Source organism: Aquabacter sp. (assembly GCF_965279295.1).
GTDB lineage: Bacteria > Pseudomonadota > Alphaproteobacteria > Rhizobiales > Xanthobacteraceae > Aquabacter.
This window is the reverse complement of record NZ_CBDIHQ010000005.1, coordinates 1-14,365: the sequence shown is the minus strand read 5'-3', so window position 1 is coordinate 14,365 and position 14,365 is coordinate 1. Positions and strand designations below refer to the sequence as shown.

At 63.1% G+C, this 14,365-nt stretch carries 14 protein-coding genes and 1 pseudogene; all 15 read right to left on the bottom strand.

The annotated features are described in order from the left end of the window. Positions 1-20 precede the first annotated feature (20 nt). The gene (yihA, locus tag ADADO0_RS01205) at positions 21-674 is read right to left on the bottom strand and encodes a ribosome biogenesis GTP-binding protein YihA/YsxC (protein ID WP_511303259.1); all 654 of its coding nucleotides are present in this window, start codon (positions 672-674) and stop codon (positions 21-23) included. A gap of 41 nt (positions 675-715) precedes the next feature. Beyond that, entirely contained in the window at positions 716-1,249 is a 534-nt protein-coding gene (locus ADADO0_RS01200; protein ID WP_511303258.1) for a cytochrome b, read from the bottom strand. Further along, a complete protein-coding gene (locus tag ADADO0_RS01195; RefSeq protein WP_511303257.1) occupies positions 1,246-1,848 on the bottom strand; it encodes a YceI family protein in 603 nt (200 codons plus the stop codon). The genes ADADO0_RS01200 and ADADO0_RS01195 overlap by 4 nt, the downstream gene beginning before the upstream one ends. A gap of 167 nt (positions 1,849-2,015) precedes the next feature. Continuing rightward, positions 2,016-3,854 carry a membrane protein insertase YidC gene (yidC, locus tag ADADO0_RS01190; protein ID WP_511303256.1) on the bottom strand — a complete coding sequence of 613 codons (1,839 nt, stop codon included), beginning with the start codon at positions 3,852-3,854 and terminating at the stop codon, positions 2,016-2,018. Then, positions 3,847-4,227, bottom strand: coding sequence for a ribonuclease P protein component (gene rnpA / locus ADADO0_RS01185; RefSeq protein ID WP_511303255.1), 381 nt, complete (start codon positions 4,225-4,227; stop codon positions 3,847-3,849). The genes yidC and rnpA overlap by 8 nt, the downstream gene beginning before the upstream one ends. Positions 4,228-4,254: 27 nt before the next feature. Beyond that, the gene (gene rpmH, locus ADADO0_RS01180; RefSeq protein WP_511303254.1) at positions 4,255-4,389 is read right to left on the bottom strand and encodes a 50S ribosomal protein L34; all 135 of its coding nucleotides are present in this window, start codon (positions 4,387-4,389) and stop codon (positions 4,255-4,257) included. A 216-nt stretch (positions 4,390-4,605) separates the two neighbouring features. Next, positions 4,606-6,474: a YbaL family putative K(+) efflux transporter gene (gene ybaL, locus ADADO0_RS01175; RefSeq protein WP_511303253.1), complete on the bottom strand. Its 1,869-nt coding sequence runs from the start codon at positions 6,472-6,474 to the stop codon at positions 4,606-4,608. A gap of 192 nt (positions 6,475-6,666) precedes the next feature. Beyond that, positions 6,667-7,272, bottom strand: a complete 606-nt coding sequence (gene leuD / locus ADADO0_RS01170) for a 3-isopropylmalate dehydratase small subunit (protein WP_511303252.1) — start codon at positions 7,270-7,272, stop codon at positions 6,667-6,669. A 75-nt stretch (positions 7,273-7,347) separates the two neighbouring features. Further along, complete coding sequence (locus ADADO0_RS01165) at positions 7,348-7,899, bottom strand: cytochrome b (protein WP_511303251.1); 552 nt, start codon at positions 7,897-7,899, stop codon at positions 7,348-7,350. 55 nt (positions 7,900-7,954) lie between these two features. Next, complete coding sequence (locus ADADO0_RS01160) at positions 7,955-8,374, bottom strand: metallopeptidase family protein (RefSeq protein WP_511303250.1); 420 nt, start codon at positions 8,372-8,374, stop codon at positions 7,955-7,957. Positions 8,375-8,659: 285 nt separating this feature from the next. After that, positions 8,660-10,084, bottom strand: a complete 1,425-nt coding sequence (gene leuC / locus ADADO0_RS01155; protein WP_511303249.1) for a 3-isopropylmalate dehydratase large subunit — start codon at positions 10,082-10,084, stop codon at positions 8,660-8,662. 344 nt (positions 10,085-10,428) lie between these two features. Further along, a complete protein-coding gene (locus ADADO0_RS01150) occupies positions 10,429-11,679 on the bottom strand; it encodes an MFS transporter (RefSeq protein WP_511303248.1) in 1,251 nt (416 codons plus the stop codon). A 110-nt stretch (positions 11,680-11,789) separates the two neighbouring features. Then, the gene (locus tag ADADO0_RS01145; RefSeq protein WP_511303247.1) at positions 11,790-12,209 is read right to left on the bottom strand and encodes a hypothetical protein; all 420 of its coding nucleotides are present in this window, start codon (positions 12,207-12,209) and stop codon (positions 11,790-11,792) included. Positions 12,210-12,427: 218 nt separating this feature from the next. Beyond that, a complete protein-coding gene (locus tag ADADO0_RS01140) occupies positions 12,428-14,041 on the bottom strand; it encodes a phosphoenolpyruvate carboxykinase (RefSeq protein ID WP_511303246.1) in 1,614 nt (537 codons plus the stop codon). 137 nt (positions 14,042-14,178) lie between these two features. Then, positions 14,179-14,365 (bottom strand): annotated as a pseudogene (locus ADADO0_RS01135) (hypothetical protein); the annotation flags it as partial.

The window sequence follows — 14,365 nt, the reverse complement described above, 5'->3', positions numbered from 1 at the left end:
TGCTTGGTGGAGGCGCGCCTTTAGGCCCGCTCCGCCAGCAAGCGGGCAACGGCGGCGCGTAGGGCGGGGAGCCCGGCGCCGGTGTGGCTGGATGTGGGAAAAACCTGAGGATACGCGGCGGGACGCTTGCGGATTTTCTGCTCGGTCTCGGCGAGCCGCACGGCGAATTCGGTGGGCTTCACCTGATCCGCCTTGGTGAGGACGACCGCATAGGACACCGCCGCCTTGTCCAGGAGGTCAAGCACTTCCTCGTCCACCGGCTTGATGCCGTGGCGACCATCGATCAGAACGAACACGCGGGCGAGGTTCACACGCCCGCGCAGGTAATCGAGAATGGTGCGCGTCCACGCCTCCACCTTCTCTTTCGGCGCCTTGGCGAACCCGTAACCCGGCATATCCACCAGGGTGAGCTGCGGCCCCATCCGGAAGAAGATGAGTTCCTGTGTGCGGCCCGGCGTCACCGAGGTGCGCGCCAGCGCCTTGCGGCCGGTCAGCGCGTTGACGAGGCTCGACTTGCCCACGTTGGATCGCCCCGCCAGCGCGATCTCCATCCCATGCATGGCCGGCAGCGTCTCGATGGTCGGCGCGGCGGTCACGAAATTCCACTCCGCTGCGAACAGCAGGCGGCCGGGTTCGAGATAGGGATCGTCGGCGGGGGCAGGAGTGTCGGTCATCGCCCGCTTATCGGCTGACCAGGGGCGGATCGCAAGCAGGTTCAGAAGATGATGCGCCGCAAGACGCCGTCGCGGTCGAGAAGCTGATGTTTCACCGCCGCCGCCACATGCAGAACAAGGAGCGCCACCAGCGCATACGCCAGCACCGCGTGCAGCGTTTGCAGCACCTCGAACAGATGCTCGTCCGGCGCGATCGGAGAGGGCATGATGAAGGTCTCGAAAGGCCGGGTCGGCAGGCTGAGGGGCGAGGCCGCCGCCATGAGCCATCCGCACAGCGGCAATGCCAGCATCAGCACATAAAAGGAGAGATGCGCGACCCGCGCGCCGATGCGCTCCAGGCGGGAATGTTCCAACGGCACGGGACGCGGTGCGAGCCGCGCGAGCAGGCGCAGCGCCAGAAGCGGGATGATGAGAAGGCCGTAGGATTTGTGCCCCTGATAAAGGGCGAAGGTGGTGCCGAGATTGTCGTGCACATGGGTCATCACCCACCCCACCGCCACCAAGGCCACCAGCAGCGCCGCCATCAGCCAGTGGAGCAGCCGCAGCGGGAGGCTCCACCGAAGCGGAGGGGTCACGGCGCCTCGACCCGTGTCGAGACGATGATGCGGACATCGTCTGAGACCAGCGGGAGGCCGCCCGTCATGCCGAACTGCGAGCGCCGGATCGCGCCCTCCGCTTGGAAGGAGACTGGGCTTCCCTTGCCGGCACCGTGGTCCACTGCGACCGTAAAGCTCTCGGGGAGGGTCGTGCCCAGCAGCGTGAGGTCGCCCATCACCCGCACCGTGTGGTCATCGAGCTTCTCAACGCCTGTGGAGACGAAGCTGATGCTGGGAAATCGGTCCGCATTTAGGAACACCGGGCCGCGCACATAGGCATCGAGCGCGGGAGCGTTTGTGTCGAGCGAGCCTGCCGCCACCTTGAACGTCACGGCAGACCGCGCGGGGTGGTCGAAATCGATCGACAGGTTCGAGGTGAAAACCCGGAACACGCCGTGGGTGAGCGGATAGCCTTTGGCTCCGATCTCGAACGAAATCTCGGTGCGCGCGGGATCGATACGATAGATTTCAGCGACGGCGCAGAGCGTGCCCGCCATCATCAGCACAACGCCGAGCGGCAGGCATTTTGCGAAGTTCGCCAGACGGCGTGTCGCCGGATGTTTTTTGGAGTGTGTCATGGGCCAAACCTCGCACCGGAGGTCAGCCTACGCTTCCGCTCACGGAAGCTATCCACACGAGGGCGTGTGGCCGCTCAAAGCATCGTGAGGGTCGGCGGGGATACGCGGAACCTTGTCCCCGCCGGACACCTCTTAACCTGGCGCCAGGAGGCGCCCGATCGCGGGCCTCAGCTCTTGGCCGGAGCCTTATTCTTTTTCTTGAACACGGAGCGGATGTTGTCGAACAATTCGATCTTCACCCCGTTGCGCCGCATGATGACCGACTGCTGGGCCACCGAGAGCGTATTGTTCCAGGCCCAGTAGATCACCAAGCCCGCCGCGAAATGGGCCAACATGAAGGTGAAGATGATCGGCATGTAGTTGAAGATCATCTGCTGGGTCGGATCAGGCGGCGTCGGGTTCAGCTTCATCTGCACCCACATGGTCACGCCCATGATGAGCGGCCACAGGCCTAGCATCAGGTAGCTACCGATGACGGGCACAGAGGACGGATCCCAGGGAATGAGCCCAAACAGGTTGAACACGGTCGTCGGATCGGGTGCCGAGAGATCGTGAATCCAGCCGAAGAACGGCGCGTGCCGCATCTCGATGGTGACGAACAACACTTTGTAGAGCGAGAAGAAGACGGGAATCTGGATCAGGATCGGCAAGCAGCCGGCGATCGGGTTCACCTTTTCCTTCTTGTACAGCTCCATGGTGAGCTGCTGCTGCTTGACCTTGTCGTCCTTGTAGCGCTCGCGGATCGCGGCCATTTCAGGCTGGAGCGCCTTCATCTTCGCCATGGAGGCGTAGGACTTGTTGGCGAGCGGGAAGAACACGCCCTTCAGCAACACCGTCACGATCAGGATCGCGACACCGAAGTTGCCGACGAGATGATAGATCCAGTCGATCACCAGGAACATTGGCTTGGTGATGAAATAGAACCAGCCCCAGTCGATCAGCAGACCGAAACGGTCGATGGAATACTGCCGCTCATAGCCGTCCACCATGTTCACGACCTTGGCGCCGGCGAACAGGCGGCTCTGGGCGGTGGCGGTGGCGCCGGCGTCCACGGTCTTTCCGGCGGCAAGATAGTCCGCCTGGAAGTTGCGGGTCCCGCCAGCCATGTTGGAGGAGAAGCGCGCGTCAACCGCCACGTTCTGGTCGGGAATGACGGTTGCGGCCCAATATTTGTCGGTGATGCCGAGCCAGCCCCCAGTGGCCTTGAATAGATGCGGCTGCGCATCGTCCATCTTGGCGTAGGTGACTTCCTGGAGCCCGGCGTCGCCGAGCACGCCGATCAGGCCTTCGTGCAGGATGTAATAGCCCTGGGTCTGGGGCATTCCGTGCCGCGAGACGAGCGCGTAGGGGAACAGCGTGACGGGTGCCCCGCCCTTGTTCTCCACATCGTCCTTCACGGTGAACATATACTGGTCGTCGACAGCGAAGGTGCGCTTGAAGACCAATCCCTCGCCGTTGTCGTACGTAAGCACCAGGGGGGCGGACGGCGTGAGCGCGCCCGTGCTGGCGGTCCATACCGTGTCCTGCCCCGGCAGCTTCAGATTCGCGCCCGGGGCGCTGGTCCAGCCGAACTCAGCATAGAACGGGTGCGGCGAGCCGGCGGGGGCGAGCAGGACGATGTAAGGGCTCTTGGGGTCTACGGTCTCGCGATAGTCGAGCAGCGAAAGGTCGTCGACCCGCGCGCCCCTCAGCGAAATGGAGCCCTTGAGGCGGGGGGTATCGATGGCCACGCGGGGGGCGGCGGTGAGCGCCTGCTCGCGGCTCGTGACGCGGGGCGCGGCCTGGGACGCAGGCGCGGAGCCTGGCACCGCTGCACCGTCGACGCTTGGGGCCGTGCTGGTCGCGGCTGCCTGCTGCGCTGCCGTCTCAGCCTGCTGGACGAGGCGGTGCTGCTCGGCGAGTTGACGCTGCTTCTCGGCCTGCGGAAGGGCAAAGAAATACTGCCAGCCGATCAGGATCGCCAGGGACAAGCCGATGGCGATGAACATATTGCGGTTGTCAGTCATTTCGGGCGGCCTCCGCGGGGGCAGATGTCTCTTGAGGCTTTTTCTTGCCCGCGCCATGAAGCCGGGAAATCGCACGCTCGAGGTCTCGAACCAGATCGGGATAGGGAGCGTGAAGTGCGTGAAGGCGAGCCACCATCACGTAGTCGTAGCCGGAACGTCCTGACGCAGGGATGACGGCGCGCGCGACTTCGCGCATGCGCCGCCGGATGCGATTGCGCACCACCGCGTTTCCGACTTTCTTGGTCACGGTAAATCCGAGGCGGGCCTCACCGGCGTCCCGGCGGTCGCGTCCCTGAAGTAGGAAAGACGATACGCCTGATCGCTCGGCCTTGGCAGCCGCCAGAAAATCACGTCGCTTGCGGAGGCGTTCCACGGGGCGCAGCTCCGCAGCCGGCATACCTCAAGCGGACAAGCGCTTGCGGCCATGCGCGCGGCGCAGCGCGATTATCTTGCGGCCGTTCGCCGTCGCCATGCGCGCACGGAAGCCGTGCCGACGCTTGCGCACGAGCTTGCTGGGTTGATAGGTGCGCTTCACGGGTCTGTCTCCGGATAATGTGCGGCCGCATCGGCACTCCGGAACCCAATCCCTCGGCAATTTGCGTCGGACGCCCACTCAAAAAGCGGCCTGAACGACCGTCTTAAGAAAAGAGCTAGGTCCCGGGAGCCAGAGCTGCCCGAGTTCGGGGTCGGCTTATAGGGGCGCGCGCGGCTTGCGTCAACGCCCAAGGGTGGAACCCTGTGGAGCATGCCCCTAAGCGGAAGGCTTTTCAGCCCCCGTCGCCTCCTCCGCCACGATCACCGGACGTCCGGTTTCGTCGGGGATTTCAGGTGCATCGGCGAGCGCAAGGGAGGGGGAGAATATCTCCTGGGCCGCCGCTTCGGCCACCTCAATATTCTGCGGAGAAGCCGCCTGTGCGAGATCCAGTGCCGGCCCTTCCGTGACGTCCTGCGCAAGCACATGCGCGAGCATTCCCCGCGCGACCTCGCGCTCGCCCATGATGATGAGCCCAGCGCCACTCTGGCGCAGATGGTCCACCTCGGCGTCGGAATGGGCGCGGGCTATGATTTCCAGACTGGGATTGAGCACCCGCGCCTTCTTCAGCACCAACCCGGCCTCAAAGCCGTCGGGTATGGCGAGAATCAGGCGACGCGCGCCAGCCAGGTTTGCGGCAATGAGCGCTTCCGGCTGGGCGGCATTGGCCTCCACCACCTCGACCCCGGCGGCATGCAGTTCGTCAATGGCATCATCATTGTCCTCGATCACCAGCAGTGGCAGCCGCGCCGCCTGTAGCCCCTCCCCCACCAGCCGGCCGACGCGGCCGTAACCGACCAGCACGGTATGCCCGCTGAGCGCCGTCGCAGGCAGCTTGCGGGGCTGCGGCTTTTCCCCCGCGGCCGCCTTCGCCGGAGCGAGGCGCGGTCCTAATTTTTCCAAGGCAATGAAGAAGAATGGATTGATGATGATGGAAAGGATCGCCGCACCCAGAATGAGGTCGCGTCCTTCCGTGGGCAGCAAGCCGAGTTCGATGCCGAGCGCGGCAAGGATGAAGGAGAACTCGCCGATCTGCGCGAGGCTCGCCGAAATGGTTAGCGCGGTGAGCCTCTGGTAGCCGAACAGGCGCACAATCATATAAGCGGCGAGCGACTTGCCGACGAGCACCACGCCCAGGGCCGCAAGCAGCGGCAGGGGATGTTCGATGACGATGCGCGGGTCAACCACCATGCCGACAGAGACGAAAAACAGCACCGCGAAGGCATCGCGCAGCGGCAAGGTTTCCTCAGCGGCACGCTGAGACAGCGGCGATTCGCTCAGCACCATGCCGGCGAAGAAGGCGCCCAAGGCAAACGACACGCCAAACAGCACCGCAGATCCGTAGGCGACGCCCAGGGCGATGGCGAGCACCGCGAGGCGGAACAGCTCGCGGGACCCGCTGTGGGCCACCCAATGCATGATCCAGGGGATCACCCGCCGGCCCACGATCAGCATGAAGGCCACGAAGGCCACGACCTTGCCCAGCGTTATCGCCAGCGTGGTCAAGAGGTCGGGAGAGCCGAACATGCCCACCACATGGGAGGGCGGCGGCGCCTTGCCGCCCAGCGCGCCCGCAAGCGCCGGCAGCAGCACAAGCGCCAGGACCATGGCAAGGTCCTCCACGATCAGCCAGCCGACGGCGATGCGCCCCTGCTCGCTGTCCAGTAGTCTTCGCTCCTGAAGCGCCCGCAACAGCACGACGGTGCTGGCGACCGATAAAGCGAGGCCGAAGACCAGCCCCCCACCCAGGCTCCAGCCCATCAGCCATGCGAAGCCCATGCCGAGCAGGGTCGCGACTGCCATCTGAACGATCGCGCCCGGTATCGCGATGGCTTTCACGGAGAGCAGATCACTCAGGGAAAAATGCAGGCCCACGCCGAACATCAGCAGGATGACGCCGATCTCCGCGAGTTGGAGCGACAATCCCTGGTCGGCCACGAAGCCGGGCGTGAACGGCCCCGCCAGGACGCCAGCAAGCAGATAGCCGACCAAGGGAGAAATGCGCAGGCGCTGCGCCGCTGCGCCGAACACGAAGGCCAGCACCAGGGCCCCGACGATGGTCGTGATCAACGGCGTATCATGCGACACGAATATTTCCCCCAGGGAACGATGGCTGGCCCACGCGGAACGAACGCCCGGTGGTACGGAAGTCAGGATGACATCAATTTAACGTAGAATCTGTAATCGGTGTGGCACGGTAATGGGACCAGAGCATGAAAAAGGCGCCACCGGAGTAGCGCCTTTTTCGTAAGGAGGAATTTTAACGCGGCAAACGAGGCATCACAGCCAGGGCTGCTGCGCCTCCTTGGCGGTTTCATAGGTGTTGATGCTCTCGCCCTTCTTGAGGGTCAGGCCGATGTCGTCCAACCCCTCCAACAGGCAACGCTTGCGGAATGGGTCGATGTCGAAACGTACCGTATTGCCGTCCGGTCCGTGGATTTCCTGCGCTTCCAGATCAATGCTGAGCGTGGCATTGGCGCCGCGATCGGCATCCTCGAACAGCTTCTCCAGGTCCTCGGGTGAAACCACGATCGGCAGCACCCCATTCTTGAAGCAGTTGTTGTAGAAAATATCGGCGAAGCCGGTTGAGATGACGCAGCGGATGCCGAAGTCGAGCAACGCCCACGGGGCATGCTCGCGCGATGAGCCACATCCGAAATTATCCCCGGCCACCAGCACCTTGGCATTGCGATAAGCCGGCTTATTGAGGATGAAGTCGGGATTGTCCGTGCCGTCCTCGTTGTAGCGAAGTTCCGAGAACAGACCCCTGCCGAGGCCGGTGCGCCCGATGGTCTTCAGATACTGCTTGGGGATGATCATGTCAGTATCGACGTTCATCATCTTCATCGGCGCCGCGACGCCTTCCAATACCGTGAACTTTTCCATGACCGTCGATCCCTTCGTCCTGTCTGAGGCGCCATGCGCCGTAATGTGCCGATCACATGGGTCGGCGCCCCTATTTCAACCTCGTCCAGGCAGCATGCGGCGCAAGACATCGTCTCTGCGCACAAAATGATGCCAGAGCGCAGCGGCGGCATGGACCGAGGCCACGATGATCAACCCGTTTGCTAGCCATTCGTGGATATCCTGGACCTGCGGTGATGCCACGCGATCGACAGCGACCGGAGAGGGAATGACGAGCAGGCCGAAGAAATTCACCTCATTGCCACGCAAGAAAGCGAGCCAGATGCCCACCAGGGGGACGGCAAACAGCAGGGCATAAAGCGCGATATGCGCGAGACGCGCGGCGAGGCGCGTCAGCGGCGTGAGATCCGTCGACGGCGCCGGCATCGCCGCCACCTGGCGCACCACAACGCGGGCGCAGACCAGGGCCAGCACCAAGAGGCCGATCGAAATGTGTAGCCACCAGATCCATTGGCGGCCGAGGCTTCCCCGCGCGAACAGCGCCTCAGCGTAGGTCAGGCCGTAGGCCGCAAGCACGCCGAGCACGGTCAGCCAGTGAATGAACCGCATGGATGCGGGGTAGCGCGCACTCGGGCGCAGGCGGACCATTTCAAACTCCTTGGCGCATCGCGCCCCATCGATATTGAACCAGCGATTGCGGGCCTCAGGCGTCCGCCGCCGCCTCGATCCGTTCCATGTCGTCATCCGAGAGGCCGAAATGGTGGCCGATCTCGTGAACCAGGACGTGCGTCAGCACCTCGCCCAGAGTTTCCTCATGCTCGGCCCAATAGTCCAGGATGGGGCGGCGATAGAGGAAAACCATGTTGGGCATGCGCCCGGTTTCCGTCACCGCCGCGTCCTGTGCCATGCCAACACCCTGGAACAGGCCTAAGAGATCGAACGGCGTCTCAGCCCCCATTTCGTCGAGCACTTCCTCGGTCGGGAAGTCCTCCACCCGGATGACCACACCGGTGCAGAGCTGCCGGAAGCTTTCCGGCAGCCGGGTTAATGCCTCGTCCGCGATGACCTCCATCTCCTCCAGGGAGGGCGCCTGGAAATGTCGCCAGTCGGGGGTTTCGGCCATTGACGCATCCTTTTATTTTCCTGGCAAAGGCACGCTAAGGAACCTTTAACCATGAACAGATGTTGAGCCTCACAGAAACCAATACGGAGGGCTGAACATGCTGCGTAAGCTCGCACTCACCGCCGGTATCGTGACCATCCTTGGCGTCGCAGCCTTCTTCGCGCCCCACGAAGCTCAGGCCGCTGATCTGCTGCGCTCCTTAGTTATGGCAGCGTAATATTCGCATAACGCCATTCAGGCTGACCGATAATCCTCCAGAACTCCGAAGGATTATCGGAGTCTGATTCAGACGCGTCCCCAGGTCCGCACATCTACGAAATGACCGGCGATCGCGGCGGCTGCAGCCATCGCCGGCGAAACCAGGTGGGTGCGGCCCTTAAAGCCCTGGCGCCCCTCGAAATTACGGTTCGAGGTGGAGGCGCAGCGCTCCTCTGGGTTAAGCCGGTCGGCATTCATCGCGAGGCACATCGAGCAACCCGGCTCACGCCAGTCAAAGCCCGCAGCCTTGAAGATTATATCCAGACCCTCTGCTTCTGCCTGCGCCTTCACAAGGCCTGATCCCGGCACGACCAAAGCGGAAACGTTGGCGTTGACGGTATGACCGGCGATGATTTGCGCTGCCTGCCTCAGATCCTCGATGCGCCCGTTGGTGCAGGAGCCGATGAACACACGATCGACCGCCACATCCCCAATCTTCGTGCCAGCCGTGAGCCCCATATAGGCTAAAGCGCGCTTCTTGGCCGCCCGCTTCACCTCATCCACGATGATCTCGGGGTCGGGCACGATGCCATCGATGGAGATCACGTCCTCAGGGCTGGTGCCCCAGGAAACGATAGGGGGCAGGCTTGCGCCGTCGAGGCGAATTTCGCTGTCGAAATACGCGCCCTCGTCGCTGCGCAGGGTTTCCCAATACCGCAGCGCCGCATCCCAATTCTCGCCCTTCGGCGCCTTGGGGCGATCCTTAATATAGGCGAAGGTCTTTTCGTCCGGCGCGATCATGCCAGCGCGCGCACCGCCCTCGATGGACATGTTGCAGACCGTCATGCGCCCTTCCATGGACAGGGCGCGGATGACTTCGCCGGCATATTCGATGACGTAGCCGGTGCCGCCGGCGGTGCCGATGGTGCCTATGATGGCGAGCACGACATCCTTGGCGCCGACGCCTTCAGGCAGCACGCCGTCCACCGTCACGCGCATGTTCTTCGCCTTGGACTGGATCAGCGTCTGCGTCGCAAGCACATGCTCTACCTCGGAAGTGCCGATGCCGTGGGCGAGTGCGCCGAAGGCGCCATGGGTCGAGGTGTGGCTATCGCCGCAGACGATGGTGGTGCCGGGCAAGGTGAAGCCCTGCTCGGGGCCTATCACATGGACGATGCCCTGCCGGATGTCGAAGCCGTCATAATATTCGATGCCGAATTCGCGGGTATTCACCTCCAGAGCTGCAATCTGGGCGACACTTTCCTCATCGGGATTAGGTAGCGTGCGGTCGGTGGTTGGCACATTGTGATCCACCACCGCGAGGGTCTTCTGCGGCGCGCGCACCTTGCGACCGCTCGCGCGCAGGCCCTCGAACGCCTGGGGACTGGTGACCTCGTGAACCAGATGGCGATCGATATAGAGCAGGCAGGTGCCGTCATCCTGCTGTGCCACAACGTGGTCGTCGAAAATCTTATCGTACAGGGTGCGCGGGGCGCTGGTCGGGGCGTTCATGATTTTATCCTGAGGATCGTTCGCTCGGCGCTATGCATGCGCGCCGTCGTTCGGGCCGATGACTGACGGAATTTGAAAGGTCAGTGGCTAAGGGCGGCCAGCGCGGCGGTCGTGAAGCGGCCAAAAAAACGGCCGGGCAGACGCACATGGTCAGGCACCGCCGCGAATTCCATGGTCGTACGCGCAAAGTTCCCGGCGGCGCAGAAGGCCTCCAGGGACGGTCGCGGACTATGGATGCGGACACTGATCATGAAATGTTTGTATCAGTTCCAGATATTTCCGACAATGCACCCGAGCGCCCTGAATAGGGAAGAAACCCTGTCCTGATTAAGAGTTGCCCGATGTTACACGCGCGCGGCCTTTAAGAAGGGCGATGCGAAGAACCACAGCACCAACCCGCACCCCGCTGCCGCCGCCAGCATAAGGAAAGCGGCGGAGAAACCGTAGCGTGCGGCGACGAAGCCGGCTATGGCCGGGCTCAGGGCCCCACCGATGCCTTGCAGCGTCATGACCGCACCCAGCCCCGCGTTGACATGCCCCGTGCCGCGCAGCACGCGGGCGACAATGCCCGGCGTGGCGACCCCAAGCAGGCCCGCGCCGACACCGTCAAGAATTTGCACCGGGATCATGGCAATTGGTGCCTGCCACAGGCCGGCGAGAAGTCCACGTAGGGGAAGCGCGATCAGCGCCACCACGAATAGGATGCCGTACCCGCGAGTGCGGGCGACACGCGCCGCAAGTAGTGCAATGGGCACCATAACGAACTGGGCGATGATCACCGTCGCTGCTGTATAGGCGCTGGGATCAACCCCGCCCTTGCTGGCGATCGCCTGCCCCAGCAAGGGAAGCATCGCCGCATTGCCCAAGTGAAAAAGCATCAACGTGCCACCGATGACCATCAGCGGCACCGATCGGAACAGTTCCCGCAGGCGCGCCGGCGCATGTCCTGCTTCAGCGGCCCCTGGTTCCATGCCGCGCGCCACGTCGTGGTCGATGTCCTGCGGCCGCACGAAGGCCATCACCACCAGGGAACAGGCCGCCATCGCGGCCATTAGCCAGAACACGGCTGAAATGCCGTAGACATAACCGAGCCACCCCGCCAGCAAGGCCGCGACCGCATTTCCGGCGTGGTTGAACGCCTCATTGCGGCCAATCTGACCCGGCAGGCGATCCTGGCCGACCAAACCCAGCGTCAGGGCCGCGATGGCCGGCCCGATAGCGGCGCCGGCAAGCCCAGTCGCAACCTGCGACACAGCTGCGACCGTGAATGAGGGAGAGGCGAGCAAACCCAACGAGGCAGCGATGACCGCCACCGCGCATCCCGCGATCAGCCCCCGCTTGGCACGCGAGGCGTCGGCAAGGGCGCCGAGGGGAGCCGTCGCCAGCATGCCGGCCAGACCGCCGATGGTCATGACATAGCCGATCTGGTCGGGCCCCCATCCCTGCCCGATGAGGAAGATTCCCAGGAACGGTCCGAGACCGTCGCGCACGTCGGCAAGGAAGAAATTAAGCAGCGAGAGCGCACGCACGGACTGGCGGGTGCCACCGGCCGCAACGTCGTATGACGGGAGGTCGGCGGCCGAAATTTTCTGCATTCTCAGCGCGATCTCAAAGATACGCACGACACGACAATCATACCGGCGCAGGCGTCAAAACCTGCCACGCCTGAGCTTGTTCCCACAGATTGGAAAGAAACCGGGTCGGCTTACTTCCCGTAGCTGGCGCAGGATGCGGCCACGAAGCCCTCGCTTGATACGGTCCAGCACACGTTGAACGTATCGCCTGTTATCTCGCCATCGCCGCTACCATTGTCGGTGGCGTAAACGAAATGCTTACCATCAGGGCGGAATGCCCCCGCGATGGGCTTTTCGCGGCCCTCTGGACCTAGAGCGACACCGGCGAACACTGGCCCGTCCTGAGAGTCGATCCGGAATGTCCAACCAAGTTCCTTCGAGGAAACGATAGGCTTTTGAAACTTCGCCTTCAGATCGTGGCTCGGCAGGAAGAGAGCCGTCGCTTGGTTGCCTCCAACGGGCTTCCAGGTGCCGACCATATTGGGCATATCGGCCGCGAAGGCGGTGGAGGATGCGAGCAACAGCGAAAGGACGACCAGCGAACGCTTCATTGTAGCTCTCCAGGGGGATCCATTTGACCGCCTTTTTCAGTAGCGGTTCCGACACCACACTCTATGCGGTTTTCGCCATGTTCCATACCCACGTTCCAGCTTTTTTCGCCGCTCCATACACCACCCGCATCTCATTACATGCCGGACGGCAATAAAAAACGGCCCGCCGAAAGGGCGGACCGTTGGCTTTTCACAGGCGATAGGTGCTCAGGAGGAGATCACTCGGCGGCGATGCGCACCTGGGGCTGGGCATCGCGGACCGAGGGGTCCACATGCTTCTCGAAGCGGGCGAAGTTCTCCTGGAACATGCTCACCAGCTTGCGCGCGGTGGCGTCGAAATCCGCCTTATCCGCCCAGGTTTTGGAGGGATAGAGGATGTGAGGCTCGACGCCCGGCAGCGAGGTCGGCACCGAGAAGCCGAAATATGGGTCGGTGCGGAACTGCACGTCCTTCAGCGAACCATCCAGGGCAGCGGTGAGCAGGGTGCGCGTCACCTTGATCGGCATGCGCCGACCGACACCGAACTTGCCGCCCGTCCAGCCGGTGTTCACCAGCCAGCAATCGACGCCATGCTCCGCAATCAGGTCGCGCAGCATGTTGCCGTAAACCGACGGATGGCGCGGCAGGAAGGGAGCGCCGAAGCATGTGGAGAACGTCGCCTCCGGGTCCTTCACGCCCTTTTCCGTGCCGGCGACCTTGGCGGTGTAGCCGGAGAGAAAGTGATACATGGCCTGATCGGGGGTCAGCCGAGCGATCGGCGGCATCACGCCGAACGCGTCCGCCACCAGCATGATGATGTTCTTGGGCTGACCGGCGATGCCGGTGCGGCTGGCGTTGGGAATGAAGTCGAGCGGATAGCAGGACCGGGTATTCTGGGTCAGGCGCCCATCGTCGAAGTCCGGCACATGGGTGACGGGATCGATGATGACATTCTCCAGGACCGTGCCGAAGCGGTTGGACGCCTCGAAGATTTCGGGCTCGGCTTCCTTCGAAAGGTTGATGGTCTTGGCGTAGCAGCCGCCCTCGAAATTGAACACGCCGCTCTTGCCCCAGCCGTGCTCGTCATCGCCCAGCAGGGTTCGGTTGGGATCGGCCGAAAGGGTGGTCTTGCCGGTTCCGGAGAGGCCGAAGAACACGGCCACGTCACCATCATTGCCCACGTTCGCAGAACCGTGCATGGGCAGCACGCCCTTGGCGGGGAGCAGGTAGTTCAGGAACGTGAACACCGACTTCTTCATCTCGCCGGCGTAGGACGAATTGCCCACCAACACGATGCCGCGCTTGAAATTCACCGCGATGACCGTGTCCGAGCGCACACCGTGGCGGGCGGGATCCGCCTTGAAGCTCGGCAGGTCGATGATGGTCATATCCGGCACGAAGCTGTCGAGTTCCGACCGCTCGGGCCGGCGCAGCATGGTGCGGATGAACAGCGAGTGCCACGCATACTCGGTATAGACGCGGGCCTTAATCTGATAGTTGCGGTCGGCGCCGCCGTACAGATCCTGGGCATAAAGGGTCTTACCCTCGGCCTGCTTCAGGAAATCCTCATAGAGCACGTCGAACTGGGCTTCGGTGATGGCGCCGTTATTGTCCCACCATACCTCGCCCTCGGTCGCCGCGTCCTTGACGACGAACTTGTCCTTGGGGCTGCGGCCGGTGTGAACACCGGTTTCAGCGGCAATGGCGCCCCCGTTGGTGAGCTTGGCTTCCCGGTTCGCCAGCGCGTGTTCGTAGAGCGCCGCCTCGGAGAGATTCCAGTGCAAGCCGGTCAGGTGCCGCAGCCCGAAGCTGTCCGCCCCATAGGCGCTGTTGCGTTGTCCCGTTTCGAGCACAGCTCGTCTCCTTAGATTGCTTCAACATGATGTTGGGCTTTCGCCCCACCAGCGCCTGAGCTTTGGCGGAAGCGCGGAACTTAAAGCGGAGCAGGCCAACTGTGAACCGGCTATGGAGCACTTCAAACCGATTAAATTTACACGTTTCGTACAGAGCGGGCCTGCTGTGCGAGCGCAACGAAGACTTCTCGCACTGCAACAACACTTGTGACGCGATGCGGAAACTCCATCCGCCGCACCTGCGATTCGCGGACCAGGTTGCAGCCGAGAGGGTCCACCTCAAGGAGCCGCCACCCCTGCCCTTCGAGGTCCATGAGGTCCCGT